The 25,969-nt window shown below is 66.6% G+C and carries 23 protein-coding genes and 1 tRNA gene; 8 read left to right on the forward strand and 16 right to left on the reverse strand.

What is annotated here, in order from left to right:
* Positions 1-66 precede the first annotated feature (66 nt).
* The 4 genes from R1Z03_RS02640 (at position 67) to R1Z03_RS02655 (ending at position 5,568) form a co-directional block, all read left to right on the forward strand.
* Entirely contained in the window at positions 67-2,589 is a 2,523-nt protein-coding gene (locus R1Z03_RS02640; protein ID WP_372588263.1) for a putative bifunctional diguanylate cyclase/phosphodiesterase, read from the forward strand.
* A gap of 102 nt (positions 2,590-2,691) precedes the next feature.
* Positions 2,692-3,903 (forward strand): FAD-dependent monooxygenase, encoded by a 1,212-nt coding sequence (locus R1Z03_RS02645; protein ID WP_284429223.1) that lies wholly within the window; start codon positions 2,692-2,694, stop codon positions 3,901-3,903.
* A 215-nt stretch (positions 3,904-4,118) separates the two neighbouring features.
* Positions 4,119-5,054: a hypothetical protein gene (locus tag R1Z03_RS02650; protein ID WP_317356636.1), complete on the forward strand. Its 936-nt coding sequence runs from the start codon at positions 4,119-4,121 to the stop codon at positions 5,052-5,054.
* Between the two features lie 28 nt (positions 5,055-5,082).
* Positions 5,083-5,568 carry a hypothetical protein gene (locus R1Z03_RS02655; RefSeq protein ID WP_317356638.1) on the forward strand — a complete coding sequence of 162 codons (486 nt, stop codon included), beginning with the start codon at positions 5,083-5,085 and terminating at the stop codon, positions 5,566-5,568.
* Between the two features lie 152 nt (positions 5,569-5,720).
* Here the strand turns inward: R1Z03_RS02655 and R1Z03_RS02660 are convergent, their stop codons facing one another.
* From R1Z03_RS02660 to R1Z03_RS02695, 8 genes are all read right to left on the reverse strand, one after another.
* Positions 5,721-6,962 (reverse strand): MFS transporter, encoded by a 1,242-nt coding sequence (locus R1Z03_RS02660; protein WP_317356640.1) that lies wholly within the window; start codon positions 6,960-6,962, stop codon positions 5,721-5,723.
* A gap of 43 nt (positions 6,963-7,005) precedes the next feature.
* Positions 7,006-7,611: a hypothetical protein gene (locus R1Z03_RS02665; RefSeq protein ID WP_317356643.1), complete on the reverse strand. Its 606-nt coding sequence runs from the start codon at positions 7,609-7,611 to the stop codon at positions 7,006-7,008.
* A gap of 101 nt (positions 7,612-7,712) precedes the next feature.
* The gene (locus tag R1Z03_RS02670) at positions 7,713-9,155 is read right to left on the reverse strand and encodes an amidase (RefSeq protein ID WP_317356646.1); all 1,443 of its coding nucleotides are present in this window, start codon (positions 9,153-9,155) and stop codon (positions 7,713-7,715) included.
* 17 nt (positions 9,156-9,172) lie between these two features.
* A complete protein-coding gene (locus R1Z03_RS02675) occupies positions 9,173-10,663 on the reverse strand; it encodes an ABC transporter substrate-binding protein (protein ID WP_284424696.1) in 1,491 nt (496 codons plus the stop codon).
* 125 nt (positions 10,664-10,788) lie between these two features.
* On the reverse strand, positions 10,789-11,727 hold the full coding sequence (locus R1Z03_RS02680) for an ATP-binding cassette domain-containing protein (protein WP_317356649.1): 939 nt from the start codon (positions 11,725-11,727) through the stop codon (positions 10,789-10,791).
* The gene (locus tag R1Z03_RS02685; RefSeq protein WP_317360218.1) at positions 11,724-12,740 is read right to left on the reverse strand and encodes an ABC transporter ATP-binding protein; all 1,017 of its coding nucleotides are present in this window, start codon (positions 12,738-12,740) and stop codon (positions 11,724-11,726) included. The genes R1Z03_RS02680 and R1Z03_RS02685 overlap by 4 nt, the downstream gene beginning before the upstream one ends.
* A gap of 28 nt (positions 12,741-12,768) precedes the next feature.
* A complete protein-coding gene (locus tag R1Z03_RS02690; protein WP_284405522.1) occupies positions 12,769-13,656 on the reverse strand; it encodes an ABC transporter permease in 888 nt (295 codons plus the stop codon).
* Positions 13,656-14,618 (reverse strand): ABC transporter permease, encoded by a 963-nt coding sequence (locus R1Z03_RS02695; protein WP_272548856.1) that lies wholly within the window; start codon positions 14,616-14,618, stop codon positions 13,656-13,658. The genes R1Z03_RS02690 and R1Z03_RS02695 overlap by 1 nt, the downstream gene beginning before the upstream one ends.
* Positions 14,619-14,929: 311 nt before the next feature.
* Between R1Z03_RS02695 and R1Z03_RS02700 the strand changes: the two genes are divergently transcribed.
* Entirely contained in the window at positions 14,930-15,184 is a 255-nt protein-coding gene (locus R1Z03_RS02700; RefSeq protein WP_317356653.1) for a YfhL family 4Fe-4S dicluster ferredoxin, read from the forward strand.
* A gap of 75 nt (positions 15,185-15,259) precedes the next feature.
* On the opposite strand, the gene pth is transcribed toward R1Z03_RS02700, so the two are convergent.
* The 7 genes from pth to R1Z03_RS02735 form a co-directional block, all read right to left on the reverse strand.
* Positions 15,260-15,868 (reverse strand): aminoacyl-tRNA hydrolase, encoded by a 609-nt coding sequence (gene pth / locus R1Z03_RS02705; RefSeq protein WP_317356654.1) that lies wholly within the window; start codon positions 15,866-15,868, stop codon positions 15,260-15,262.
* 139 nt (positions 15,869-16,007) lie between these two features.
* Complete coding sequence (locus R1Z03_RS02710; RefSeq protein WP_272564888.1) at positions 16,008-16,643, reverse strand: 50S ribosomal protein L25/general stress protein Ctc; 636 nt, start codon at positions 16,641-16,643, stop codon at positions 16,008-16,010.
* Between the two features lie 147 nt (positions 16,644-16,790).
* On the reverse strand, positions 16,791-17,765 hold the full coding sequence (locus R1Z03_RS02715; protein ID WP_272548852.1) for a ribose-phosphate pyrophosphokinase: 975 nt from the start codon (positions 17,763-17,765) through the stop codon (positions 16,791-16,793).
* A 44-nt stretch (positions 17,766-17,809) separates the two neighbouring features.
* Positions 17,810-17,886: transfer RNA gene (locus tag R1Z03_RS02720), tRNA-Gln, on the reverse strand.
* A 24-nt stretch (positions 17,887-17,910) separates the two neighbouring features.
* Positions 17,911-18,774, reverse strand: a complete 864-nt coding sequence (gene ispE, locus R1Z03_RS02725) for a 4-(cytidine 5'-diphospho)-2-C-methyl-D-erythritol kinase (RefSeq protein ID WP_317356664.1) — start codon at positions 18,772-18,774, stop codon at positions 17,911-17,913.
* A gap of 5 nt (positions 18,775-18,779) precedes the next feature.
* Positions 18,780-19,322, reverse strand: coding sequence for a lipoprotein insertase outer membrane protein LolB (locus R1Z03_RS02730; RefSeq protein WP_317360220.1), 543 nt, complete (start codon positions 19,320-19,322; stop codon positions 18,780-18,782).
* The gene (locus R1Z03_RS02735; protein ID WP_317356667.1) at positions 19,322-21,112 is read right to left on the reverse strand and encodes a tetratricopeptide repeat protein; all 1,791 of its coding nucleotides are present in this window, start codon (positions 21,110-21,112) and stop codon (positions 19,322-19,324) included. Before R1Z03_RS02735 ends, R1Z03_RS02730 begins: the two co-directional genes overlap by 1 nt.
* A gap of 29 nt (positions 21,113-21,141) precedes the next feature.
* Between R1Z03_RS02735 and mutM the strand changes: the two genes are divergently transcribed.
* From mutM to mutY, 3 genes are all read left to right on the forward strand, one after another.
* Positions 21,142-21,957: a bifunctional DNA-formamidopyrimidine glycosylase/DNA-(apurinic or apyrimidinic site) lyase gene (gene mutM, locus R1Z03_RS02740; protein WP_317356669.1), complete on the forward strand. Its 816-nt coding sequence runs from the start codon at positions 21,142-21,144 to the stop codon at positions 21,955-21,957.
* A 108-nt stretch (positions 21,958-22,065) separates the two neighbouring features.
* A complete protein-coding gene (locus tag R1Z03_RS02745) occupies positions 22,066-24,027 on the forward strand; it encodes a dynamin family protein (protein WP_317356672.1) in 1,962 nt (653 codons plus the stop codon).
* On the forward strand, positions 24,024-25,064 hold the full coding sequence (gene mutY, locus R1Z03_RS02750) for an A/G-specific adenine glycosylase (protein ID WP_284429211.1): 1,041 nt from the start codon (positions 24,024-24,026) through the stop codon (positions 25,062-25,064). The genes R1Z03_RS02745 and mutY overlap by 4 nt, the downstream gene beginning before the upstream one ends.
* Positions 25,065-25,104: 40 nt before the next feature.
* Here mutY and rapZ read toward each other — a convergent pair whose 3' ends face one another.
* Positions 25,105-25,968: an RNase adapter RapZ gene (gene rapZ, locus R1Z03_RS02755; protein WP_284402296.1), complete on the reverse strand. Its 864-nt coding sequence runs from the start codon at positions 25,966-25,968 to the stop codon at positions 25,105-25,107.
* Between the last annotated feature and the right edge of the window lies 1 nt (position 25,969).

Here is a 25,969-nt window from a genome sequence, read left to right on the forward strand (position 1 = left end):
ACCGCTCCCCCTGCCGCACCCGCCCAGTGCCCTCTGGGAACGGGCGGGGCGCCGGTATCCACCGCCATGGCGGTGCGGCCGCGCATCGGATGGGTGGGCGCCGGCGCGGCACCGGCCCGCGCGGCGATGCACTGGCTGGCGAGCCACCGCCCCGACTGGGACGTGTCCCCCGCGGAATTCGCGGCCGGTAGCGATGGCGTGGCGAGGTCCCCCGTGGTCGCGGTGCCACAGGCCTGCCAGGCGTTGGTGCTGGACCTGGAACGCGGTGCGAACGCCTTGCCGGATTGGGCGGCCCAGGCGCGCACCCAGCCCCTGGTGCTCTGCCTGGACCCTGCGCAGGAGGCGCTCGCCGCGCGTGCCCTGCGCCTGGGCCCCGGGGATTACGTGCTGCGCGCCGAAGGCGGCGCGCACCTGCCGCAACTGGCCCAGCGGCTGGCGGCGCTGCTGCAGGCGCATGCGCCGCACGGTCCGATGCCCGCCGCCTTGCCCGCGCTGCCGTGGCCGGACGAACCCCCTTCGCAGCGCGCGCTGCTGCAGACCACGCTGGCCAGCATGAGCCAGGGCCTGTACACCGTGGGGCCCGACGGCCGCATCACCGTCTACAACGACCGGGTGCTGGAGTTGCTGGAGCTGCCGCGCGAACTGCTCGATGCCCGGCCCACGCTGATGGAGCTCAAGCAGCTGCAGCAAGCGCGCGGCGATTTCGGCGAAAGCGCGGAACTGGTCGATGCCCAGGCGCGGGCCTATGTGCAAAGCGCTGGCGGCCTTCCCTCTCCTGCGGTGTATTGGCGCCGCACGCGCCACGGCCGCACGCTGGAGGTGCACACCACGCAACTGCCCGATGGCGGCATGGTGCGCACCTTCACCGACGTGACCGACCATGTGCGCACGCAGGCCGAACTGCGGGTGAGCGAGGCGCGCTTTCGCAGCCTGAGCGACCTTTCCTCCGACTGGTACTGGGAGCAGGACGCATCCTTCCGGTTCATCCACTTCGTGGGCGGGCGCAGCCCCGTGGGCATGGAGCCCGGCGAAGTCGTGGGGCGCACCCGCTGGGAGCTGGGCGCCCTCAACATGACCGAGGAGGACTGGGCGGCCCACCGCCGGCTGCTCGATGCGCGCGAACCCTTCCGGGAGCTCGAACTGCAGCGGCTGGCATCGGACGGCACGGCCTACTGGGTGTCGATCAGCGGTGTGCCCGTGTTCGACGAGGCCGGTGCGTTCCAGGGCTACCGGGGCGTCGGCCGCAGCATCACCGACCGCAAGCAGGTCGAGGCCGAGATCGAGCGGCTGGCGTTCTTCGACGTGCTCACCGGCCTGCCCAACCGGCGGCTGCTGATCGACCGGCTCTACCGTGCCACGCTGTCCGTCGGCCGCACGGGGCGGCACGGCGTGCTGCTGTTCATCGACCTGGACAACTTCAAGGACCTGAACGACACGCTCGGCCACGATATGGGCGACCGCCTGCTGGTGCAGGTCGCCCAGCGCCTGCAAGGCTGCGTGCGCCAGAGCGACACCGTGGCCCGTTTCGGCGGCGACGAGTTCGTGGTGCTGGCCGAAGGGCTGCCCGCCGAGGCCTGGGCCGCCAGCGCCGATGCCTCGCTGCTGGCGCGCAAGATCGGCAACGCCCTGAGCCTGCCGTACCTGCTGGACGGCATCAGCCACCACAGCACGCCGAGCATCGGGCTCACGCTCTTCGGCGAATCCGCGGGCAGCGTGGACGACCTGCTCAAGCACGCCGACATGGCCATGTACCAGGCCAAGGCGGCCGGCCGCAACGCCGTGCGCTTCTTCGACCCCGGCATGCAGGCCGCCGTCAGTGCTCGGGCCGCCCTGGAAGCCGAGCTGCGCCGCGCGCTGCAGGGGGGCGAGCTGATGCTGCACTACCAGCCCATCGTGGACCGGCGCGGCCAGATGCTCGGCGCCGAGGCGCTGGTGCGCTGGCAGCATCCGCAGCGCGGCATGGTGTCGCCGGGCGAGTTCATCCCGGTGGCCGAGCAGAGCGGCCTCATCGTGCCGCTGGGGCAGTGGGTGCTGGAGCACGGCTGCCGGCAGCTCGTGGCCTGGTCCCGCAGCGCGGCCACGGCGCACCTGGTGCTGTCGGTGAACGTGAGCGTGCGCCAGTTCCGCCAGCCCGACTTCGTCGATCAGGTGCTGCAGGCGCTGCGCGAGAGCGGGGCGCAGCCGCGGCTGTTCAAGATCGAACTGACGGAAAGCCTGTTGCTCACCGACGTGGAGGACGTGATCGCCCGCATGGAAAAGCTGCGCGCGCACGGCGTGGGCTTTTCGCTGGACGACTTCGGCACCGGCTACTCGTCGCTCAGCTACTTGAAGCGCCTGCCGATCGACCAGCTCAAGATCGACCAGGGCTTCGTGCGCGACGTGCTGACCGACCCCAACGACGCGGCCATCGTGCGCACCATCCTTGCCCTGGCGCACAGCCTGGACCTGGACGTGGTGGCCGAGGGCGTCGAAACCACGGGCCAGCTGCAGTTCCTGCAGCGCCACGGCTGCCATGCCTTCCAGGGCTACCTGTTCGGGCGCCCGGCGCCCGCCACGGTGCTGGAGCGGGCGGTGCGGCCCGCGCTCTGAGCCCTGGCGGGGCCGGCACCCGGCCCTTGCGAAGGGCGGGATCATTTCTTCCTTGATCTGCCCCCTGCGGGTGCCAGCCCCGCCGCGGGCACAATCGCCCGCATGCAGAAACAACAGGTGTTGGTCGCCGGCGGCGGCATCGGCGGGCTCGCGGCGGCGCTGGGCGCCTCCCGGGCGGGATGGGACGTGCGCCTGTACGAGCGCGCCGAGGCCTTCAGCGAAGTGGGCGCGGGCGTGCAGCTCGGCCCCAACGTCGTGCGCCGGCTGCAGGCCTGGGGCCTGCAGCACCGGCTGCAGTCGGTGGCCGCGTTCCCGGAGCGTCTGCAGGTGCGCAGCGCGCTGAGCGGCGCCGAACTGGCCGTGCTGCCCCTGGGGCCCACGGCCGTGGCGCGCTACGGCGCGGCCTACGCCACCATCCACCGCGCCGACCTGCACGGGCTGCTGCTCGCCGCCGTCACCAAGTACACCGACACGCAGATCTCGCTGGCCCACGCCATCGACCATTTCTCCGATGCCGAGGGCGTCGTCACCGTGCGCACCAGCCGTGGCAAGGAGGTGGAGGGCGATGCGCTGGTGGGCGCCGATGGCCTGTGGAGCCGCACACGCGCCGCGTTGCTGGGGGACGCGCGCCCCCGCGTGACGGGGCACCTGGCCTACCGCGCGCTGGTGCCGCAGCACGCCCTGCCCGACGTGCTGCGCACCCGCCAGGTCACCGCGTGGCTGGGGCCGCGCCTGCATGCCGTGCAGTACCCGGTACGCCGGGGCGAGCTGCAGAACCTGGTGGTGATCGTGCAAGGGCCGGCGCCGGACGACCTGGAGGGCTGGGACCACGCCGCCAACGCCGCCGGGCTGGCATCGGCGCTGCGCGGTGCCTGCCCCGCGCTGCAGCAGGCGGTGAGCGGCGTGGCCGACGCCGGCGGCGGCTGGCGCCTGTGGCCGCTGTGCGATCGCCCGCCCGTGCGCGGCGCCGACGGCATGGCGCGCGGCCGGGTCGCCCTGCTGGGCGATGCCGCGCACCCCATGCGGCCCTACCTCGCGCAGGGCGCCGGCATGGCCATCGAGGACGCCGCCGAGCTGCAGCGCGCCCTGTCCATGCACGACCTCGACGTGCCCCTGCGCCTGCGCCGCTACGCCCTCAACCGCTGGCAGCGCAACGCCCGGGTGCAGGCGCGCTCCACGCGCAACGGGCGGATCTTCCACGCCACCGGCCCGGTGCGCTGGGCGCGCGATGCCTCGCTGCGGCTGCTGGGCGAGCGCCTGCTGGACGTGCCCTGGCTTTACCGGGGCGATGGCTCCAGTGCCAGTTCACTTTAGTTTGCTATTAAATTAATAGCTATACGCCATAGTACTGATTGCGGTGGAGGCCGATTTGGTTGGAGTGTTTCTTGCGGGTATCACGGGTGTGTTTGTGCGGACATTGCGGTGAGTTAACAATTAGTTAATAGAATGTTGCATCCTGGAGCCGGAGCGCTCCCATCTGCAGTTAGCATTCGCCCCCAATAAAAACGCGATCTCGAAGGGGGGATTGAATGAGCGCAGAACTTGCGGCCACGTTCTTCAACGTCGGCTACGGACAGACCCTGGCCCAGTCCATGGACAGGAACCAGGTGGACGTGCTGGTGCTGACGCAGGGCCAGTACCTGAGCATCCTGCAGGACAAGGCCAGGCGCAATGCCGCGCTGGAATTCAACCTGCGCAAGATGCTGTCGCAGTCCACGTTCGGGCAGTATTGGCAGAAGGAATTCAGCCCGAATGCCAGCGAGCCGTGGGTCGGGCCCGTAGCGCAGGGGGCCAACGACATGCTGGCCATCACCAAGACCCTGAATGCCATCGGCATGGCCGGCATTGGGACCTACATCAAGACCACGGCAACAGGCACGTACATCATCATCAAAGGGTACTCAGCCAAACGCAGCAGTGCATTGCAGGGCACGCGCTACCTGGCGACGAATCCCAAGATGCTTCAGTTGGGCTTGGGAATGAAGAGCCTGCAAGGCATCGCCAAAGGCGGCTTCATGCTGGGCGTGGTGGTGTCCACAGGGATCGAGTTGATGGACTTCATGTTCAATGACGAGAAGACCATGTATGACCTCGTGGGCGGAATCGGGGTGGAGGCTGTGAAAGGGGGACTGGCTGGGCTGGTGGCCTATGGTTTCGCAACCCTTGCAGGACTTTTCACCACGGTGGCGGTCACCCCACTTTTTGTCATGGCCGTTTTTGCTGTGGTCGTGGGGACGGTTTTGAATGCAGCGGACAACAAATGGCAGATCAAGAAAAATGTGATTGATGCGCTGAAAGCCACTCCTGAATCCATGTCGCAAGGGCTTTACTACATCGATAAAACTGTCGAATCCTGGGCTAAGGAAATAGGTAGTTCTGTCGAGCAAACGGGTGTTCGGATGGGCAAGTCCATCGACCAGGGAGTGAAGGATTTCTTGTGCCGAATGACATGCCGTCGATACTGATTTCGTCTTTCCTTCAATGAGCTAACCCATGAATAACACCCGTCAGATCAGAAATGCATTGGTGTGGGGCCTGCCTCTGTGCCTGTCTATGGCGTTTCTATTTGGATGGCTCATTCTTGATAGCGTCATACCGCCGATCAAGCAAATGATCTTTTCGATGCCTGTCATTCGGATCAGGCCCACGGCACTGCTGGCGCCTTTTGCGCTGTTGATTTCGTTGGTTCTCCCACTGGGCTTGGTGCTCAAGGCTGTCCCTTATGAAGGCGTCTGGGTCAAGAGGTTGGAAGCTCTGTTTAACTTCCTAGTGTTTTTAAGCGTGGGCGTTTTATTCTTGATCATCAGCACCTCTGCGCTTGTGCAAAGTCGATGGATGCCGCGGCTGGGTTACGTCCAATGCGATCAGCTTCAAGATCAACCTTCTATCTGGTTTACCGACTGGGTGCGCAATCCCGACTGGTGCGTTAAAGGCAAGAGCTTGGAGTGGGTCAATGACAGGGCGGCGGGAAAAGTCTGATGGCAAAAGCCAGGCGGCAGTGAAAGTTCGTCAATGCCGAGCGCCAGATGTTCTTGATTCGCTATTAAATTAATAGCTGCACGCCCTAGTGCTAATTGCGGTGGAGGCCGATTTGGTTTGAAGCCCTATCGCGCCGCTCCATGGGCACCGGCTCAGGTGGGCGCCGGCGCCGGTAGCCGCAGGAAGGCCAGCACTCCCGCCATCAGCAGCGCCGCGATCGTCAGCATCACGGCCGTGTATGGCTCCACGCCGTGCGCCGCTGCCATGGCCGCGGCCACGCCGGTCAGCCACTGCATCAGCGCCACGCCGAGGAACATCGCCATGGTGAACACGGCCATGGCGCGGCCCGTCATCGCGGCGGGGTAGGCCGAGCGCACGTCGGCGTACTGCAGCACCATGTAGCCCGACAGCAGCCCTACGCCGATGGCGCCGCCCACGTCCAGCCAGGCCTGGTGCAGCAACCCGATGGCCACAAACAGCCCCGCCAGCACGCCGGTGAACCCGGCGATCCAGCGCCGGCGCCGCGCGGGGCCCGGGTCCAGCCGCCCGAACAGCGCGGGGCTGAAGAGCGACACGAGCGACACCACCACGGCCACGTTGCCGCTTTGCACCAGCGAAAAGCCGTGCCGCTCGATCAGCAGCGGCCCCAGCCACAGCCCGCGCAGTGCGAGGAACGACGCATAGGTGTTGAGCGCCAGCAGCACGATGCCCGCTGTGTGCGGCAGCAGGAACAGCGCCGCGAAGCCGCGAAAGGCTGCGCCCACCGATTCGCGCGCGGCGCCGTCAGCGTGCGGCCGCGCGGGCTCGCGCACCTTCCAGAAGATCAGCAGCCACGCCAGCGCGGCCAGGCCCGCCAGCACGCCGAACCCCCAGCGCCACGACGCGTGCTGCACCAGCCAGGCCAGCGGCGTGCCCGTGAACAGCATGCCCAGGCCACCGACGCCCATGGCCACGCCCGACACCACCGCGAACCGCTGGGCCGGAAAATGCCGCGCGATGAACACGGTGCACACCAAAAAGGCCGGGGCGCAGCCCACGCCGATCAGCGCCTGCCCGAGCAGCACCAGTCCGTAGCCCGGCGCCAGCGCCGAGAGCAGCGCGCCCGCGATGGCCAGCGGAAACGCCGCCAGCAGCGTGCGCCGCACGCCGTACAGGTCGATCCCGATGCCCATGAACAGCTGCATGGTGCCGAAGGCGAATGCGAAGGCCCCGGCGAAGGCGCCCAGCGCCGCGGCCGACAGCCCGAACTCCGCCCGCAGGCCCGTGGCGATGATCGCCGTGATGGTGCGAAACGCCTGGCTCAGCGCGAAGCCCGACACCAGCGCCAGCAGCATGCCCCAGGCCGCGCGCGGCGCCAGGGTGGCAGGGGGCGGTGCGGCGGGCGCGGTGGGCATGGGCGATGGCGGGGTGGGGGCGGGGTGTGGACGATGAGGGCGGTCAGCCGTTGACCAGCGCCAGATAGGCCTTGCGCGTCTCCGGCGACACCGAGGCCACGAGCTGGTCGTAAGGCGTCTGGTGCCGCGCCATCATGCGGGCCGAGGCGATGGTCTTCGATTTGCAGAACCAGTGGCAGGTGTGCTGCATCAGGAACAGCTCGGCCGACAGGGTGAAGGCCTTGTCGCGCGCATCGCGGCCGGCTTCGTTGCGCACCGCGCGGTCGATGCCCTGGGCATGCACCAGCAGGGCCTTGCGCATGTCGAACGCGGCCGATGGAAACAGCTGGTGGGCGAACGGCAGGCTGATCGCGATGCGGCTCACGCGGGTCAGCGCCGGGTCCAGGCGCGAGAACTCGGCCGTGAAGCGGTTGAACTGCTCGGTCAGCTGCGATTCGGTGGTGGTCAGCAGGCTCCAGATCTGGTCGCGCCGCTGCGGCTCGCTCTCGCCCAGGGCGCGCAGGTAGCCCTCGGTGAGGTTCTCCATCAGCTTCTCGATCTGGTAGTTGGCCAGGTGGCGCGCCAGCAGCGCGATGCGCCGGCGCTGCTGGCGGGCGTTGAGGGCGTAGGTGCCGGTGGCGATCAGGATCGCCAGAAGAAAGGTGTCCATGTGCGGGGTCGGGCCGTGGTGTCGGAAAACGGGGGTGAAGGAAAGCAGGGCAGGCGTTGAAAGGACCATGGGCCTGAAAGGCGCGCCCGCGGGCGCACCCGTCAGGCCCCGGGGGGCTGGGGCCAGGGGCGTTGCGGCCCGCGGATCTGCTCGAAGGCATGGGCGACCTGCAGCACGCCCAGGTCGTCGAAGCGGGGCCCGGCGATCTGCAGCCCGATCGGCAGGCCCGCCGCCGTGTACCCGCAGTTCACCGAGGCGGCGGGCTGCTCGGACATGTTGAACGGCACGGTGAAGCCGATGTGCTCCAGCGGGCGCAGCGGGTCGTCGGTGGGCGAGGGCAGCTCGGCCGCGAAGGCGGGCATGGGCGCGACGGGCGAGAGCACGTAGTCGAACGCGCTGCAGGCCTGCACCGTGGCCACGCGCGTCGCGTGGAACTGCTGGCTGGCGTGGAACACTTCGGTGCCCGATAGGCCCGCGGCGCTGTCGGCCCAGGCACGGATGTAGGGCAGCACGCGGGCGCGCCGCTCCTCGGGCAGGGTCTGCAGGTCGGTGTAGGAGCGCATGCGCCAGAAATGGTCCATGCCATCGAGCATGCCCGGCGTCATGAAGGGCGCCATGGGCTCCACCCGGGCACCGGCCGCCTCGAACCAGCGCGCGGCCTGCTCGACGGCGGCGCGCACCTCGGGGTCCACCGGCAGGCCGCAGCCGGCATCCAGCAGCAGCCCCAGGCGCAGCCCGCGCAGCCGCTCGGGCCCGCGCGCGGCATCGCCCCAGGCGATGGGCTGGAACGGCAGTCCCATGCTGTCGCGCCCATCCGGCTGGCTCAGCACCTGCATCATCAGCGCGGCGTCGGCCACGGTGCGCGTCATCGGGCCGGCGGCGCGGCCGGTGTAGGGCGGATCGATGGGAATGCGGCCCAGGCTGGGCTTCAAACTGAAGATGCCGCACCAGCTGGCCGGCAGGCGCAGCGAGCCGCCGATGTCGGTGCCGATGTGCAGCGGCCCGTAGCCCGCCGCTGCGGCCGCACCGCCGCCGGCGCTGGAGCCGCCTGGGCCCTTGGAGCGGTCCCAGGGGTTGCGCGACAGCGCATGGAAGCTCGACAGCCCGGACGACAGCATGCCGTAGTCGGGCATGGTGGTCTTGGCCACGATCACCGCGCCGGCCTCGCGCATCCGCGCGGCCGGCGGGGCATCGGCCGGGGCCGGCACCAGCACCGTGGCGGCCGTGCCCAGCGGCGTGGGGTCGCCCGCGGTGGCGATGTTTTCCTTGATGGTGGCGGGCACGCCGTCCAGCAGGCCCTGCGGGGCGCCGCGCAGCCAGCGCGCCTCGCTCGCGCGGGCCTGCTCCAGGGCCGCTTCGGGACGCAGCAGGTAGGTGGCGCACAGGTGGGGCTCCCACCGGGCGATGTGGTCCAGCACCGACTGCGTGACCTCCACCGGGGACAGGCGGCGGCTGCGGTAGGCGTCGAGCAGGGCGTGGGCGGGCAGGTCGTGCAGTGCGGATGAGGCGGACGATGCGGGCGTTGTGGAGGCGGCCTGGGGCATGGCGGGCTCGTTCACGCTCAGGCCCAGGACAGGGCCGACAGGTCGTTCACGAAGATCGGCATGTCCTTCCACAGCCCGCGCAGGTTCTTGTTGGCCACCGTGACCCATTGCGGCTGGTACAGGAAGGCATGCACGGCATCCTCGGCCAGCAGGCGCTGCGCATCGCCCAGCAGGCGCGCCCGGTCGGCGGGGCGGGCGGCGTTCTTGATCTGCTCGTACAGCGCGTTGAATTTGGGCGAGTTGTAGCCCCAGTAGTAGTCGGGCTTGGCGAAGTTGCCCAGGTCGAACGGCTCCACGTGCGAGATGAGGGTGAGGTCGTAGTTCTTGTTGCCGTAGGTGCCGCTCAGCCACTGCGCCCACTCCACGTTCTGCAGCTTGGCGACGATGCCCACCTTGGCCAACTGCGCCGCGATGACCTCGCCGCCCTGGCGCGCGTAGGGCGTGGGCGGCAGTGTCATGGTCAGCTCCAGCGGCGTCTTCACGCCGGCCTCGGCCAGCAGCTTCTTCGCCTTTTCGGGGTCGAAGGGGTTGATGCCCGTGGTGTCCAGGTAGCCGAAGGCGCCCGGTACGTAGTGGCTGCCGATCGGCACACCCAGGCCGTCCCCGGCGCCCTGGATCACGGCCTTGCGGTCGATGGCGGCCGCGATGGCGCGGCGCACCCGCACGTCGTCCAGCGGCTTCTTCTGCTGGTTGATGGCCAGGATGGTCTTGGCGCGCGAGCCGCTCACGATCACCTGAAAACGCGGGTTGGCCTTGAACTGCGCCACGCTGCGCGGCGTGACGCGCGGGAACGCGTCCACGTCCCCCGCCATCAGGGCCGCCACCTGTGCGGCCGGGTCCGAGATGAAGCGGAAGGTCGCGCGGCGGATGTGCATCGCGTTCGCCGTGCGGTAGCCGTCCCAGCGCGCCAGCGTGACCGAGGCGCCCTTGCTCCACGATTCGAGCCGGTACGGCCCCGTGCCGACGGGCTTGGTGGCGTTGGTGTCGGCGCTGCCCGGCTCCACGATGACGGCGGTGGCCTGGCCCAGCAGGAAGAGCAGGTCGGGGTCGATGTCCTTGTTGATGACCACCACCGTGAGGTCGTCCACCACCTGCGTGGTGAGGTTGGCGAAGGTGCGCTTGTCCTTGTTGGTGCTCTTGTCGCCCGCCGCGCGCTCGAACGAGAACTTGACGGCCGCCGCGTTGAACGGCGCGCCGTTGTGGAACTTGACGTTCCCGCGCAGCTTGAAGGTGTAGGTCTTGAGGTCGGGCGAGACCTCCCAGCTTTCGGCCAGCAGCGGCGAGACGCTGCCGTCCGCGTTGATCTTGGTGAGCGGCTCGAACACGTTGTACAGCGTGATCTCGCCGATGGACGAGGCCGCGCCGGCCGTCGGGTCCAGCCCCGGGGGCTCCAGCGTCATGGCGAGGGTGACGGCGTCCTTCTTGCCCTGGGCCAGCGCCTGCAGGGGCGCGGCGAGCGGCACGGTGGCCAGGGCGCCGGTGGCGAGGACGGTGCGACGGTTCAGCATGGGCGGATTCTCCGGATAGGAACAGACCAGGGGCGGGACGGAAGGCGAGGGGGCGGGCGGCGGCATCGGATCGGCGGGGTGGATCGGCCGGCGGCGCGCGCCCTCGGCGGCCAACAGGCTTTTTACTACACCCCGGGCCCGGCCGGGGCGCGCCGCGCCGCTGGCGCACGCGCCCGCCCGGGTTCGATGGATGGCACGGCGGCCACCAGCGCGCGGGTGTAGGGGTGCTCGGCCTGGGTGAACAGCGCCTGGGGCGTGCCGCGCTCCACGATGCGGCCCTGGTAGAGCACCACCACCTCGTCGCACAGGTGGTGGACCACGGCCAGGTCGTGGCTGATGAGCAGGTACGTGATGCCGAAGCGCTCCTGCAGGTCCTGCAGCAGGTTCAGCACCTGCGCCTGCACCGAGACGTCGAGCGCGCTCACCGGCTCGTCGGCCACCACCAGCCGCGGCCGCGTGACGATGGCGCGCGCGATGGCGATGCGCTGGCGCTGCCCGCCCGAGAACTCGTGCGGGTACTTGCCCAGGTCGCTCGTGCGCAGGCCCACCTGGGCGAGCGCCTCGCCCGCCCGCTCGCGCTGCTCGGCGCGCGACACCTTCGCCGTGCCCGGCGTGGCGGGCAGCGCCTGCAGCGGCTCGGCCACGATGCGCGCCACCGTCTGGCGCGGATCGAGCGAGCCGTAGGGGTCCTGGAACACCATCTGGAAGTCGCGCCGCGCGGCCCGCAGTTCGGCCGCCGGCAGCGCGTGCAGGTCGCGGCCCAGCAGGTGCACGCTGCCGGCGGTGGGCGCATCGAGCGCCATCACCAGCCGCGCCAGCGTCGATTTGCCCGAGCCGGATTCGCCCACCACGCCCAGGCTGCGGCCGGGGGCGATGGACAGGCTCACCCCGTCCAGCGCTCGCACCGTGGGCGGCGGCGACCACAGGCGCTCGCGCGGCAGGGCGTATTCGCGCACCAAGCCAGTGGCCTGCAGCAGCGGGGGCTCTTTGGGGTCGAATCGGTCTTGTGCCCTAGTACTGATTGCCGTGGATGCTATGTTTTTGATAGTTTCATCCAAGGTCATGCCCGGCCCTCCTGCGCCGCTTCCGCCACCGCGTCCAGGCGAATGCAGCGGGCCGAATGGCCGTCGCCCAGCGGCACGGGCGCCGGCAGGGCCGGGTAGCACGCGGGCACCGTGAAGCCGCAGCGGCCCGCGAACGGGCAGCCGGGCGGCAGGTCCACCAGTTCCGGCACCGTGCCGGCGATGGTGGGCAGGCGCACGCGCGCACCGTGGGCGTCCCTTCCCGACGCAGCCGCGTCGAGCCGCGGGCGGGCCGCGAACAGCCCCCGCGTGTAAGGGTGGGCCATGGCCGAGAACACTGCCGCCGTGGGGCCGCGCTCGACCACCGTGCCGCCGTACATCACCAGCATGCGGTCCACGTTCTGCGCGATCACGCCCAGGTCGTGCGAGATCAGGATCAGCGCCATGCCGCGCTCGGCCACCAGTTCGCCGATCAGCCCCAGGATCTGCTGCTGCACCGTCACGTCCAGCGCGGTGGTGGGTTCGTCGGCGATCAGCAGGTCCGGCCCGCAGGCCAGCGCCATCGCGATGGTGATGCGCTGGCGCTGCCCGCCCGAGAACTGGTGCGGGAACGCATCGAAGCGCTGCGCCGCGCGGGCAATGCCCACGCGGTCCAGCAGCGCCACGGCCTGTGCGCGCGCCGCGGCGGCGGGCAGGCCCAGGTGCCGCCGAAGCGGCTCGGCCACCTGCCGGCCGATGGTGTGCACCGGGTTGAGCGCCGTCATGGGCTCCTGGAAGACCATGCCGATGCGGCGCCCGCGGATGCGGCACAGCGCCGCCTCGTCCTGGCCCAGCAGCTCGGTGCCGTCGAAGCGGATGCTGCCGCGCGTGGTGGCGCGGTCCGGCAGCAGGCCCATCAGCGCCATGGCGGTGAGCGACTTGCCGCAGCCCGACTCGCCGATCAGGCCCAGCGTCTCGCCGCGTTCGAGCGAGAAGCCCACGCCCCGCACGGCATCGGCCGGGCCGCGGTGCGTGTGCAGCCGCACGTGCAGGTCGGAGACGTCGAGCAGGGGCATGGCGGGCGGGGCGTGGGGGGCCATGGCGTCAGCGCTGGCGCGACAGGCGCGGGTCGAGCAGGTCGCGCAGGCCGTCGCCCAGCAGGTTCAGCCCCAGCACCGCCAGCGCGATCGCCACGCCGGGCCACACGGCCAGCAGCGGCGCCTGGAACATCAGCGTCTGCGCCTCGCTCAGCATGCGGCCCCAGGACGGCTGCGGCGGCTGCGTGCCCAGGCCCAGGTACGACAGCGCGGCCTCCGCCAGGATGGCCAGCGCGAACTGGATCGTGGCCTGCACGATCAGCGCCGCCGCGATGTTGGGCAGCACGTGCTCGCGCGTGATGCGCCACGGGCCCTTGCCGCAGGCGCGCGCCGCCAGGATGAATTCGCGCGACCACACGGCATTGGCCGAGGCGCGCGTGACCCGGGCGAAGGTGGGAATGTTGAAGATGCCGATGGCGATGATCGAATTGACCACGCCCGCCCCGAACACGGCGGTGAGCATGATGGCCGAGAGAATCGCCGGGAACGCGAAGGTGAAGTCCGCCATCCGCATGATGAGTTCTTCCACCCAGCCGCGCCGCGCCGCCGCCAGCAGCCCGAGCGCCGTGCCGATGGACAGGCCGATGCCCACCGCGATCACCCCCACCAGGATGGAATTGCGCGCCCCCACCAGCAGCAGCGAGGCCACGTCGCGCCCGAACGCATCGGTGCCCAGCCAGTGCGCGGCCGAGGGGGGCAGCAGCTTGGCCTCCATGTCCATGTCGTAGGGCGAGCCGGGCGTCCACACGAAGGACACCAGCGCCGCCAGCACCAGCAGCAGCGACAGCACCGCGCCGATGGCGAAGCTGCGGTGGCGCAGCGCGCGGCGCAGGCCGGACGGCGCGGCCCCCGCTGCCGGGACGGGCTGGGAGGGCGTGGCGGGGGACGGGGGCATCACAGGTCGCTCGCTTTCACGCGCGGGTCGATGGCGGCATAGAGAAGGTCCACCACGAAGTTCACCACGATCACCATGGCCGCCAGCAGCATCACGCAGTTGCGCACCACGATCAGGTCGCGGTTGGCGATCGACTGGAAAATCAAGCGCCCCAGGCCCGGCAGGTAGAACACGTTCTCCACCACGATGGTGCCGGCCAGCAGGTTGGCGAACTGCAGGCCCATCACCGTCACCACCGGAATCATCGCGTTGCGCAGCACGTGGCCCCAGAGCGCCGCGCGGCGCGACAGGCCCTTGGCGCGGGCCGTGCGCACGAAGTCCTCGCGCAGCACCTCCAGCACCGACGAGCGGGTGATGCGCGCCAGGATCGCCGCCTGCACCACGGCCAGCGAGATCGCGGGCAGCAGCAGCGCCTTCAGCGCCTCAAGCGGGCTGCCGCCGCTGTCCTCGGTCCAGCCCGGAAAGCCGCCCGCCGAGAACCACTGCAGCTTCACCGAGAACAGCAGGATCAGCAGGATGGCGAACCAGAAATTCGGAATGGCGATGCCGATCTGCGCCAGCCCCATCACGCCCACGTCGCCCCAGCGGTTGTGGCGCGATGCCGCGTACACGCCCGCCAGCAGCGCAAGCACGGTGGTGATCGCCATGGCCATCAGCGCCAGCGGCACGGTGAGCGCCAGCCGCTCCAGAACCAGGTCCCGCACCGGAGTGCCGTAGGCGTAGCTGTCGCCCAGCTGGCCCGTGAGCAGTCCGCCCACCCAGTGGCCGTAGCGCTGCAGCGCGGGCTGGTCCAGCCCCAGCTTCGTCGCCAGGGCGGCCACGGCCTCGGGCGAGGCATCCGGTCCCATCAGCATCTGCGCCGCATTGCCGGGCAGGATCTCCAGCACCACGAACACGACCACCGACGCCCCGGCCAGCGTGGCGATGAGCGTGAGCAACCGTTTGAGGAGGAAGGGTCCCATGGGATGGATCGGAAGGGCGCCGCAAGGCGTCCGGGCTGCCGAAAGGGGCAGGGCGGTGTGGGTGCAGCATAGCGGCAAACACCGTGCGGCGGTCGGAGGCGGGGCGCGTGCGGTGCACCGGTACCCGTTGCGGCGCGGGGCCGGATGGGCACGGCGCAGTGCGCGCGGGGACGGGGCAGGGATGGGGCAGGGGGGCAGACCGCCCCGCCTGCGCCAGGGACTTGCCGGGGCGGGGATAATCCCGGCATGACGTCCGCCCTCCGTGCCCTTGCGGCCTTTCGCGCGCCCCAGGCCTGTGCCAGGAGATCGCCATGGCTTTGATGATCACCGACGAGTGCATCAACTGCGACGTGTGCGAGCCCGAGTGCCCCAACCAGGCCATCTATCTGGGCGAGGCCATCTATGAAATCGACCCGGCTAAGTGCACCGAGTGCGTGGGCCATTTCGATGAGCCGCAGTGCGTGCAGATCTGCCCCGTGGCCTGCATTCCGGTCAGCCCGCAGCACGTGGAAAGCCGCGAAACCCTGTTCCAGAAGTACGAGCGCCTGCAAGCCGCGGCGGCCTAGGGCGCGGCGTCCTGATCCAGGCGTTTCGGCCTCCCGCGCACGAGGGTATTGCGCGGGCAGCTCTCAAAACAATAGCTAAATGCCGTCAGGCCGTGGCGGCTTGGGGCGCGGGGGCTTGGTCGTGTGCACCAGCAGCGTGGCCTTTTCCATGTCGCCCGCCAGCATCGCCGGGTGCGCCTTCAACGAATGGGCAATGCTGTCTTCGATCAGGGTGCGTTGGTCGGGCGATGGCTTCTTGAGCACCCAGTTGGCCACTTCCGCCTTGATGCCCGGGTGCCCGATCCCGATGCGCAGGCGCCAGTAATCCGCCGATCCCAATTGCGCATGGATGTCGCGCAGCCCGTTGTGGCCGGCATGGCTGCCGCCGCGCTTGAGCTTCACATGGCCCGGGGCGATGTCGAGTTCATCGTGCGCCACCAGGATTTCGTCGGGCTGGATCTTGAAGAACCGCGCCAGCGCCGCCACCGATTTGCCCGAGAGATTCATGAAGGTCTGGGGCTCCAGCAGCCAGACGCTCTGCCCATGCACGTTCGTGCGGGCGACAAGGCCGTAGTAGTTGCGGTCCGGCACCAGCGTGGTTTTCAGTTCGCGGGCCAGTGCATCGATCCACCAGAATCCGGCGTTGTGGCGGGTGGCGTCGTAGTCGGGCCCTGGGTTGCCCAGGCCCACAAACAGTTTGATCATGGTGTCCGCGATTATCCGTGTGTGCCCAAGAAAAACGGCCCACGCAGGTGGGCCGTTGGGAGCGGTGCCGCCGGAGCGGCCCGCCAGGAGGTTGCCTTCCGCCTGCCGCCGGGACGGCGACAGTTGGGGAGAAGATTACTTACTTCTTCTTGCCCTTGCCGCCCTTGGCGTCGGCGGCAGGTGCTGCGTCGGCAGCAGGTGCTTCCACTTCGACCACGGGGTTGGTCACGGACACCAGAACGGGGTTGTTCTGGCCGCCACGGATCACGGCGCTCACGCCGCGAGGCAGCTTGATGTCCTTCAGGTGCAGCGATGCACCCTTCTTCAGCTTGGTCAGGTCCACGGCGATGAATTCGGGCAGGTCCGAAGGCATGCACGACACGTCGAGTTCGTTCACGACGGGGTTGACCAGGCACTTGTCCACCTTCACGGCGTCGGATTCTTCAGCGCCGCTGTAGTGCAGTGGCACCTTCATGTGCAGCTTGGTCTTGGCATCCACGCGCTGGAAGTCGATGTGCAGCACGAGTTGCTTGTAGGGGTGGTATTGCACGTCACGCAGCAGCACCTTGGAGGTGGTGCCGGCCACTTCCATGTCCAGCACGCTGGAGTGGAAGGCTTCCTTCTTGAGGGCGTGCCACAGCGCGTTGTGGTCGATCTCGATCAGTTGGGGCTCGGCGGCACCGCCGTAGACGATGCCGGGCGTCTTGCCCGTGTTGCGCAGACGGCGGCTCGCACCCGTACCTTGCTTGGCGCGCTCAAAAGCGACGAAGTTCATGGTTAGCTCCTGTGAGGGCCGGCCGCGACCAGCTCAGCCCTGTTGAAAAAGACCCGTGCCACCTGGCAGCGGACCTGCTTGTGTTCCCGAACGAACAAACCTCCCGAAGGAGGTCTGCCATCCCTTCCGCCCCGAGGGCGGACGTCATCAGAAAAGGTTGTCCTGGTCCGAGAACAGACTCATCACCGACTCTCCCTTGGCGATGCGCTGGATCGTTTCTGCGATCAGCGGTGCCACGGAGAGCTGGCGAATCTTGGTGCATCCCTTGGCGGCTTCGCTCAAGGGGATGGTGTTGGTCACGACCACTTCGTCGAGTGCGGAGCCCTTGGCGATGCGCTCGATGGCCGGGCCCGAGAAGATGGGGTGCGTGCAATAGGCGTACACCTTTTTGGCGCCACGTTCCTTGAGCACTTCGGCGGCCTTCACGAGCGTGCCGGCGGTGTCGATCATGTCGTCCATGATCACGCAATTGCGGCCGTCGATCTCGCCGATCACGTGCATCACTTCCGATACGTTGGCCTTCGGGCGGCGCTTGTCGATGATGGCCAGATCGCAGTTCAACTGCTTGGCCAGGGCCCGTGCGCGCACCACGCCGCCCACATCGGGCGACACGACGATCAGGTCGTCGTATTGTTTCTGGCGCAGGTCGCCCAGCAGCACGGGCGAGGCATAGATGTTGTCCACGGGGATGTCGAAGAAGCCCTGGATCTGGTCTGCATGCAGATCCATCGTCAGCACGCGGGCCACGCCCACGGCCTGCAGCATGTTGGCCACCACCTTGGCGGAGATCGGCACGCGGCTGGAGCGCGGACGGCGGTCCTGGCGGGCATAGCCGAAGTAGGGGATCACCGCGCTGATGCGTTCGGCCGAAGCGCGCTTGAGCGCATCGACCATGATCAGCAGTTCCATGAGGTTTTCGTTGGTCGGCGCGCAGGTCGACTGCACGACGAACACATCGCGGGCACGAACGTTCTGCTTGATTTCGACAGTGACTTCGCCGTCGGAGAAACGGCCTACGTCCACTGCACCCAGCGTGGTGCCGAGGTGCCGGGCAATGTCCGCCGCCATCCCAGGATTGGCGTTGCCGGTGAAAACCATGAAGTCGGGGTGATTGGCTTGCATGAGCGACCCAGCAGTCTAAAAAAAAGCCCGTGTGCGAAAGTATTTGGCAGGGGAAGAAGGATTCGAACCTTCGCATGCCGGAATCAAAATCCGGTGCCTTAACCAGCTTGGCGACTCCCCTACACAGGTCGATCACTGAAAGTAATCAACCGAAATCCTGATCTGAAGTCCATCCTGCCAGAGGATGAATCATCAAATTTTCACATGCCTTCACTTGCCACGCACCGGGCGCGTCTTGCAAGTTCACTGCCTGTGGCATCTGCGCAAACACCGCACTTCCCGAGCCAGTCATTCGACCTTGCAACCCTTTCGATTCCAGCCACTGAAGGGCTTGACCGATCTCGGGACACATTGCCTGAGCAACCGGCTGCAGATCGTTACTTCCAAATTGGTAGTGTGCTGCAGCAAAGCCTAAGATTGTAGCACAGCCAGAATCGCGTTTTAAGAAAGGGTGCGAAAAAATCGATTTCGTATCCAATCCCGCTTCTGGTTTGACCACCAGGAATTGTGTTCTTGGCAGTGCATGCGCTTTCTCGAGCGGGCGTATTGTCTCACCAATTCCTTCCACCCAAGCGTTATGGCCGCGTAAAAAAAATGGCACGTCGGCGCCCAGCGACAGTCCGATGCGCTCCAGTTCCCCACGCGTCAGCTGCAGGTTCCACAATCGGTTGAGGGCCAGCAGGGTCGAGGCCGCATCGGACGAGCCACCCCCCATGCCCGCCTGCGCCGGAATCCGCTTTTCGATGCCGATGTGCGCGCCCAGCGTGCATCCAGTGGCAAGCTGCAAAGCCGAGGCTGCGCGCACGCAAAGGTCTTGGGGAGGCAGCACCTCCGACAGGTCCTCCCGGGTGATTGCGCCGTCCTGACGCAGTTCGAAATGGAGCGTGTCACACCAATCGATCAGCATGAACACCGACTGCAGCAGGTGGTAGCCGTCGGCGCGTCGCCCCGTGATATGCAGAAAGAGGTTGAGCTTGGCCGGCGCCGGCACATCGTGCAAAGACCGCATGTGTGTCAGCGGTCCAGGGCAATGCGCAGTGTGGCGTGCGGCAAGGGGCTGCGACGGTGAGCGACGAGCCTGCCGCGGTCCATTCCGTCGAGTTCTGCCTCCCAGCCATCGACCGCGATGGGTTCGCGTTTGAGCCAGCCGAACAAGGCGGACACCGGCACCGTGCTGCCTGTCAACTGCAGGACCAGCGCGTCCAGCGAGTCGGATCGCCGCGTTTCCGATCCGTTGGTCAGTGTGGCCAGTCCGGGCGACCAAGCCAGCTTGGCCATCACATTGCCGAAGGGGTTGAGAAGCGTCAGTTCTCCTTGTTCAGGGGCGCCTCGCAATTCGAATGCCGCGTTCAACGGTTGTGCGGCGGGATCATCCACTTGCAGCGACAGCCGGCCGCTCCACGCATCGCTGGGCGCTGCGTCCTGCGTGACCATCCGGGCGTGCTGCGCACAACCCGCGAGGAGCAAAAAGGTCAGCGTTGCCAGCCAGGCGCTCCAAGCGGGCCAGGTGCTTTTGGCATTTGCGCGGTAGCGGCCATTGATCGCGGCGCGCCGCATCAAGGGTTGGCTCCCAGGCGCTTCAAAGTCTGGCGCAGGGTGTCGTTGTCCTTGTTCAGCCGCAGGCCTTCTTTCCAGACAGACGTCGCGCGGTCACGCTCTCCGAGCGACCACAGCACTTCGCCCAGATGGGCCGCGATTTCCGGATCGGGCTGTGCCTTGAATGCATCGCCGAGCAAGCGCGCGGCTTCTTTCCGATTGCCGAGCCGAAACTCGACCCAGCCAAGGCTGTCCATGATGAACGGGTCACCGGGCGCGTATTCCAGCGCTTTTGCAATCAGCTGCTTGGCTTCCGGCAGTCGGATGTCACGCTCCGCGAACGAGTATCCCAGGGCGTTGTAGGCATGGTGGTAGTCGGGCTGGCGGGCAATGATCTGCCGCAGCAGTTTTTCCATGTCGTCCAACAGGCCCGCCTTTTCGGCCAGCATGGCTTGGTCGTAGACGAGTTCGTTGTCTTGCGGAGCCAAGGCAACGGCCTTGGCTTGGGCTTCATAGGCTTCCCGGTATTTCTGTGCATCGCGCAGCAGTTGGACCTCGGCGAGCAATTTCATTCGCTCTTCCTGGGGCGTCTTCGCAGGCAACGCGCGAATGAGCGCAAGGGCTTCGGGCAGCTTGCCCTGGCGAGCCAGCAGGGACGCCTTGCGGCTTTGCACCGTCAGCAGTTCAGCAGAGTTCTCGATCCGGCCCAGCCAAGCCTCCGCTTCCGCCAGGTTGCCCCGCTTTTCTGCGATCTGGGCTTGCAGCAGGAATGCCTGCGTCATCGCACTTCGGCGCGGATCGCCCGCAGGCAGTGCCTCGAGGAGTTTCTGAAACTGCGTCAGGGACGCATACGCCTCATCGAGGCGGTTGGCCTGCAAGTGCAGGCTGGCTTTGACCAGCCAGGCTTCTGCCATGTCGGGCGTGCTCTGGGTCAGCAGATCCGCCTGTTTGGAGGCTTCCGCATAGCGCTGTGAGTCCAGCAGGGTGCGAACGTACACCATGCGGATTTCCGGCTTGGGCGTCCCGGCCAGATAGCGGGCAACCAATGGCTCTGCCTCTGGTTCGCCGGCTTCCAGCAGTTGCAGCGCCAGCAAGGCGACGCCTTCGGCTGGCGCATCCATGGTCTGGGCCTGGCGTGCGGCTTCCAGTCCACCCTTCTTGTCGCCCGCGGCCAGGCGCATTCGGCCGATGGTGATCCACGCGGAGGGGCCGGATGCCGGGTTGCTGAGCTGATCTGCCAGCGCCTGCTCGACGACCTTGGCGGCCATGGTCTTGTCGCTGGCCCGCCCGTACAACTGCGGAATGGCCTGGAGCGTCATGGCCCTGTCATTCGCAGGCGATTGATCCAATTCCTGCTTGAGGAGGTCGGATGTCTCCTCGATGCGATTGAGCGCAATGAGGATCTGCAATACGTACCGGTTGGCCTCGCGCGACTGAGGCTGTGCACTTTTCCACGCCCTCGCCGCCGCCAGCGCATATTCAGCCGAGCGCGATTGCAGGGCAATTTCGACGGCCCGCCGATAAAGCTGGCCATCGCCGCTGCGGCGGGCTGCTTCCAGCATGAGCGAATAACCGGTGCCGGGATCGCCCCCCGTGGTGCTGATCTCTCCTAGCAGGATTTCATAGAACAGTTCTGCATCGAGCGCGGCGACTGCATCGCTGGAAGTCTCCTGAGACGCTCGAAGCCCGGCTTGCGATGTCGGTGCTGGCGAATTTTGCGCCTGTGCAGAAAGAGTTCCCGTCACCATGGCGCATGCCAGGGTGATGGTCCAGAGTCGATGTGATTGCGCCATCAACCCATAATAATCCATGGTTCAACGTCTTTGTGGAGCGTGCAGGCATGCCTGAGTTGCCGGAAGTGGAAGTAACGCGACTCAGCATCGCGAAGGGGATTTCCGGCGCGGTAATCCAGTCGGTCACGGTGGGCAAACCATTGAGATGGCCACTTGGTTGCCCGCCCGAGGGGTTGATTGGCCGCACCGTCACGGCAGTGCGGCGCCGGGGCAAGTATTTGCTCCTTGACCTGGACGGAGGGCTTCTCCTGATCCATCTCGGCATGTCGGGGAGCCTGCGTCTGGGGCAAGCGCTGGAAGCGCGTGGTCCACACGACCATTTTGAAATGGAAACGACCTTGGGGACCCTGCGCCTGCGGGATCCTCGAAGATTCGGCGCAGTGGTTTGGGCGCAAGACGAGGGCGCCGAAGAAGCGAAGAAGCTGTTGGGTTCACTGGGGGTGGAACCCCTTTCCGATCTGTTCACCGTCGATGGTCTCTTTGCCGGTTTGCGTGCGAGCCGGGCGCCTGTGAAGCAGGTCTTGCTCAGCGGCAAAGTGGTGGTGGGGGTCGGAAACATCTACGCGTCGGAAGTGCTGTTCCTGGCGGGTATCCGCCCGACAGTGAAGTCATCGACCATCGGCTTGGCGCGGGTTCGTCGCCTGCACGCAGCCATTCGCGAGGTGCTGGCGCGCGCGGTGGAGCGGGGGGGCAGCACGCTGCGGGACTTTGCCAGCGCGGACGGCAGTGAGGGCCATTTCCAGCTGGAGGCGCATGTCTATGGACGGCACAACGAGGCGTGCCGGGCCTGCGGGTCTCCGGTGCGAATGATCCGGCAAGGTCAGCGCAGCACCTACTATTGCATCCGTTGCCAGAAGGCATAGGGTTAAGAGGGGTGGCACCACGCCGTTTCGAGCCTTCAAGAAGTTCGTGGGGTGCTATATTTTGCGAAGGCTCCTGCACGTGCGGGCGCAGCGACACTCGGGAGCAAAGTGGGACCCTCTTTTAACGAACAGTTCGACCAGCACGGCGCATGGCGCCGGGCATTCGCACTTCAACTGAAGCAGTTGGCCGACTGGATGGCGTCGCATTCCCTCATGGATGCGGCCGTTGGCGAGAAGCTCCAGCGACTGGAGGGCCAAGTGCGCAGCGACAAAGTCATGGTGGCTTTCGTCGCGGAGTTTTCCCGGGGCAAGTCCGAACTGATCAACGCCATCTTCTTTGCCGACTATGGCCGCCGGATCATGCCGGCCAGCGCGGGGCGAACGACGATGTGCCCGACGGAATTGGGCTACGACCCCGGCGTGCCTGTGAGCCTGCGCCTGCTTCCCATCGACACCCGGCTGCAGGTGCAGGGACTGGCCGAGTGGCGCCTGAAACCCGAACGCTGGGTGCAGATTCCCTTGGATGTCAATGATGCGGGGCAGATGGCCCGCTCGCTCGAGAAGGTGGCCGAGGTCCGGCGCGTCAGCTTGGACGAGGCGCGAGCGCTGGGCTTCTGGCACGACGACCTGCCGGAAGAAAACCCGGTGCCGGACGCCAGCGGCCTGGTGGAAGTTCCGATGTGGCGCCATGCCCTCATCAATATTCCCCATCCGCTGCTCAAGCAGGGCCTGGTCATTCTGGATACGCCCGGACTGAACGCGGTGGGTGCGGAGCCTGAACTCACCATCAATCTGATTCCGCAGGCGCATGCGGTGGTCTTCATCCTGGGGGCGGACACCGGGGTCACGCGGTCCGATCTCTCGATCTGGCGGGAACATCTTGCAGCCCCGTCTGAAAATGCGGATGCCCGCTTGGTGGTCCTCAACAAGATCGACACACTGTGGGACACCCTGAACTCGCCTGAGCAGGTTCAAGAACAACTGGAGCGCCAGCGCCTGACCTCTGCTGAGATGCTGGGTATCTCGCAAGAGCACGTCATGCTGGTTTCAGCCCAGAAAGGATTGATCGCCAAAATCCAGTGCGATGACCTGTTGCTGGAGCGCAGCGGCTTGCCTCTTTTGGAAGAAGCGCTGGCACAAGGGGTGATGGGCAAGCGCCAGTCCATTCTCCGCTCTGCCGTTGCAGCGGGCATTGCCGGCCTGCGGTCGGAAACCTCCCGCGTGATCAACATCCGCCGGCGCGATCTCGATGACCAGATGCTGGAGTTACGGAGCTTGCGGGGAAAGAATGCTTCCGTCATCGATTCCATGCGCACTCGGATCGAGCAGGAGCAGCGGGAGTTTGAGATGAGCACCGCGAAGATTCAGGCGGTGCGTGCAGTCCATCTCAAATTGCTGCGCGATATCTTCCATGAGCTCGGAGCCCGTTCACTGAAGGCTGAGCTGGCGCTGCTCACAGACGCATTGCAGCAAAAGGGACTGAAGCTGGGCGTGCGCAAAATCTATGCGGAGACCTTCCAGCGGCTGCAGGCCATCGTGGACAAGGCGCAATCTTCGGGCACTGAAATCCATGCCATGTTGGGCGGTACATTCCGACAGCTCAACACGGACTTTGGCTTTTCACTCCAAGTGCCTCCGACTCCGCAACTGGAGCCCTTCCTGCAGGAAATCGCGCAAATTGAGCAGCGGCATTTGCAGTACCTGGGCGTGGGCAATGCCCTCAAACTGGCGCAGCCTGAGTTCGCGCAGCGATTGGTCCGTGCGCTCGGCATGCGGCTTCGCACGGTGTTCGAGTCGGTTGCCAACGATTTGGAGCTGTGGAGCAAATCCGCAACAGCGCAACTGGATGCCCAACTAAGAGAGCGCAAACGCAGCTTTGCGCGTCGCATCGAAGCGGTGGACCGCATTCAGCACGCAGCAAGCGGTTTGGTCGAGCGCATTGCAGAGATTGAAATGGCCGAGCAGGAGTTGGGGCAGATGGAGGCGCGCTTGAATGAGATGACGGAGCAGCTCGCAGCCGTCCCGCGCGCCGAGCCGCCCCAGGTCAGCCCGCAAACGGCCCTGGCATGAGCGACATCCCGGAAATTGCCACCGATGTGGTTCGGTGGCAGGCGGTGCATGGCCGCAACCATTTGCCATGGCAGCAAACACGTGATCCTTATCGGGTGTGGCTGTCGGAAATCATGTTGCAGCAAACCCAGGTCGTCACCGTCTTGGGCTATTACGAACGCTTTCTGGCTCGATTTCCGGATGTGCAGTCGCTCGCAGCGGCAACGGAGGGCGAGGTGCTCGCTTTATGGAGCGGGTTGGGCTACTACAGTCGTGCACGAAATCTGCACCGCTGTGCTCAGAAAGTCGTGGATTTGCACGGGGGCGAGTTTCCCCGGACCGCCGAGGTATTGGCACAGTTGCCGGGAATCGGCCGCTCGACGGCAGGTGCGATAACCGCCTTCTGCTTTTCCGAGCGTGTTCCCATATTGGATGCAAATGTTCGCCGGGTGCTGACGCGAGTGCTTGGCTTCACGGCCGATTTGGCAATCGCCAAGAATGAACGTCTTCTTTGGGATCAGGCCTGTGCCTTGCTGCCAGTCAGTGATCTGCAGCATGCGATGCCGCGCTATACCCAGGGCCTGATGGATCTCGGGGCGACGGTGTGCACGCCAAAGAAGCCGACCTGCATGGTCTGCCCTTTGAACCGGCAATGCAAAGCCCGCCGCGACGGAGACCCCGAACGCTATCCCGTGCGGACCCGCAAATTGTCGCGTCGTGCGGAGTCGTGGTGGCTGATGCTGCTGCAGGACGGCAATGGGCGCGTCTTGCTCCAGCCGCGTCCCTCGAGCGGCATTTGGGCAGGTCTGCATTGCCTGCCGGTGTTCGAGGAGCGCGCAGCACTGCAAGCGTCATTGGCATCACGGCCTGCGCCGCTTCAGGATTTGGAGGGCTTTCTTCATGTCCTGACCCATCGGGATCTGCACCTCCATCCCGTGCGAATCCCGTGGCAGGCGGATTGGGGCCTTCCGGTGGACGGTGCCTGGTTCGGTGCTTCCGACTGGGACCGCTTGGGTATGCCAACGCCCATCCGAAAATTGCTGCTGAACCTATCCTGATTTTTTTCACGTCTCGCCACTCTGTGGCGAGACGTGAAAGTCACAGGCCGTCCAGCTCACGATGCCGCCGCAGGGTGGTCCAACGCTGGCTGAAGTGCACCGCCAGGCGCTCCACCAAATAAACCGAGCGGTGTTGCCCCCCCGTGCAGCCAATGGCCACGGTCACGTAGCTTCGGTGATTCTGCGCCAAAGGCTCCAGCCAGTGAGAAAGGAACTGCGCGATGTGCTCCTGCATCAGTTTCACATCAGCCTGGTGTTGCAAATAGTCGATGACAGGCTGGTCTTTGCCCGTCAATGCCTTTAACGCGGGCTCATAGTGGGGATTGGGCAGCATGCGCACGTCAAAGACGTAATCCGCATCGACAGGCACCCCGCGTTTGAATGCAAACGATTGGAAGACCAGCGTCAATTGCCCGGGCAGGGCGGGCATCAGGCTTTTGACGTAACCCTGCAATTGCGCTGCTCGAATGGCGCTCGTGTCGATGACATGGGACTGCTCACGCAACTCGGCCAGCAGTTCACGTTCCAGTTCGATGGTTTGCAGCAATGCGCGTTGGCCTTCCGTCCATTCGTCTCTGGAGAGGGGGTGGCGTCGGCGCGTTTCCGAAAATCGCCGGATCAATGTGTCGGTGGTGGCATCCAGAAACAGCGAATGGACGACCACGCCCTCGCCGCGCAGGCGTTTCAGTTCCTGCGGAACCAGCGGTAACGCGGTGGCGCTGCGAACATCCATTGCGATGGCAATCCGGTTGCCATGGTGCTGATGCTCCAGCGCCACGAAGGCGGCCAACAATTCCGGTGGCAGGTTGTCTACGCAGTAGTAGCCTGCGTCTTCCAATGCATGCAAGGCAACGGATTTGCCGGAACCCGCCATGCCTGTGATCAATACGACCTCTAGCGTCATT

It is taken from the genome of Acidovorax sp. BLS4 (assembly GCF_032929295.1).
GTDB lineage: Bacteria > Pseudomonadota > Gammaproteobacteria > Burkholderiales > Burkholderiaceae_C > Paracidovorax.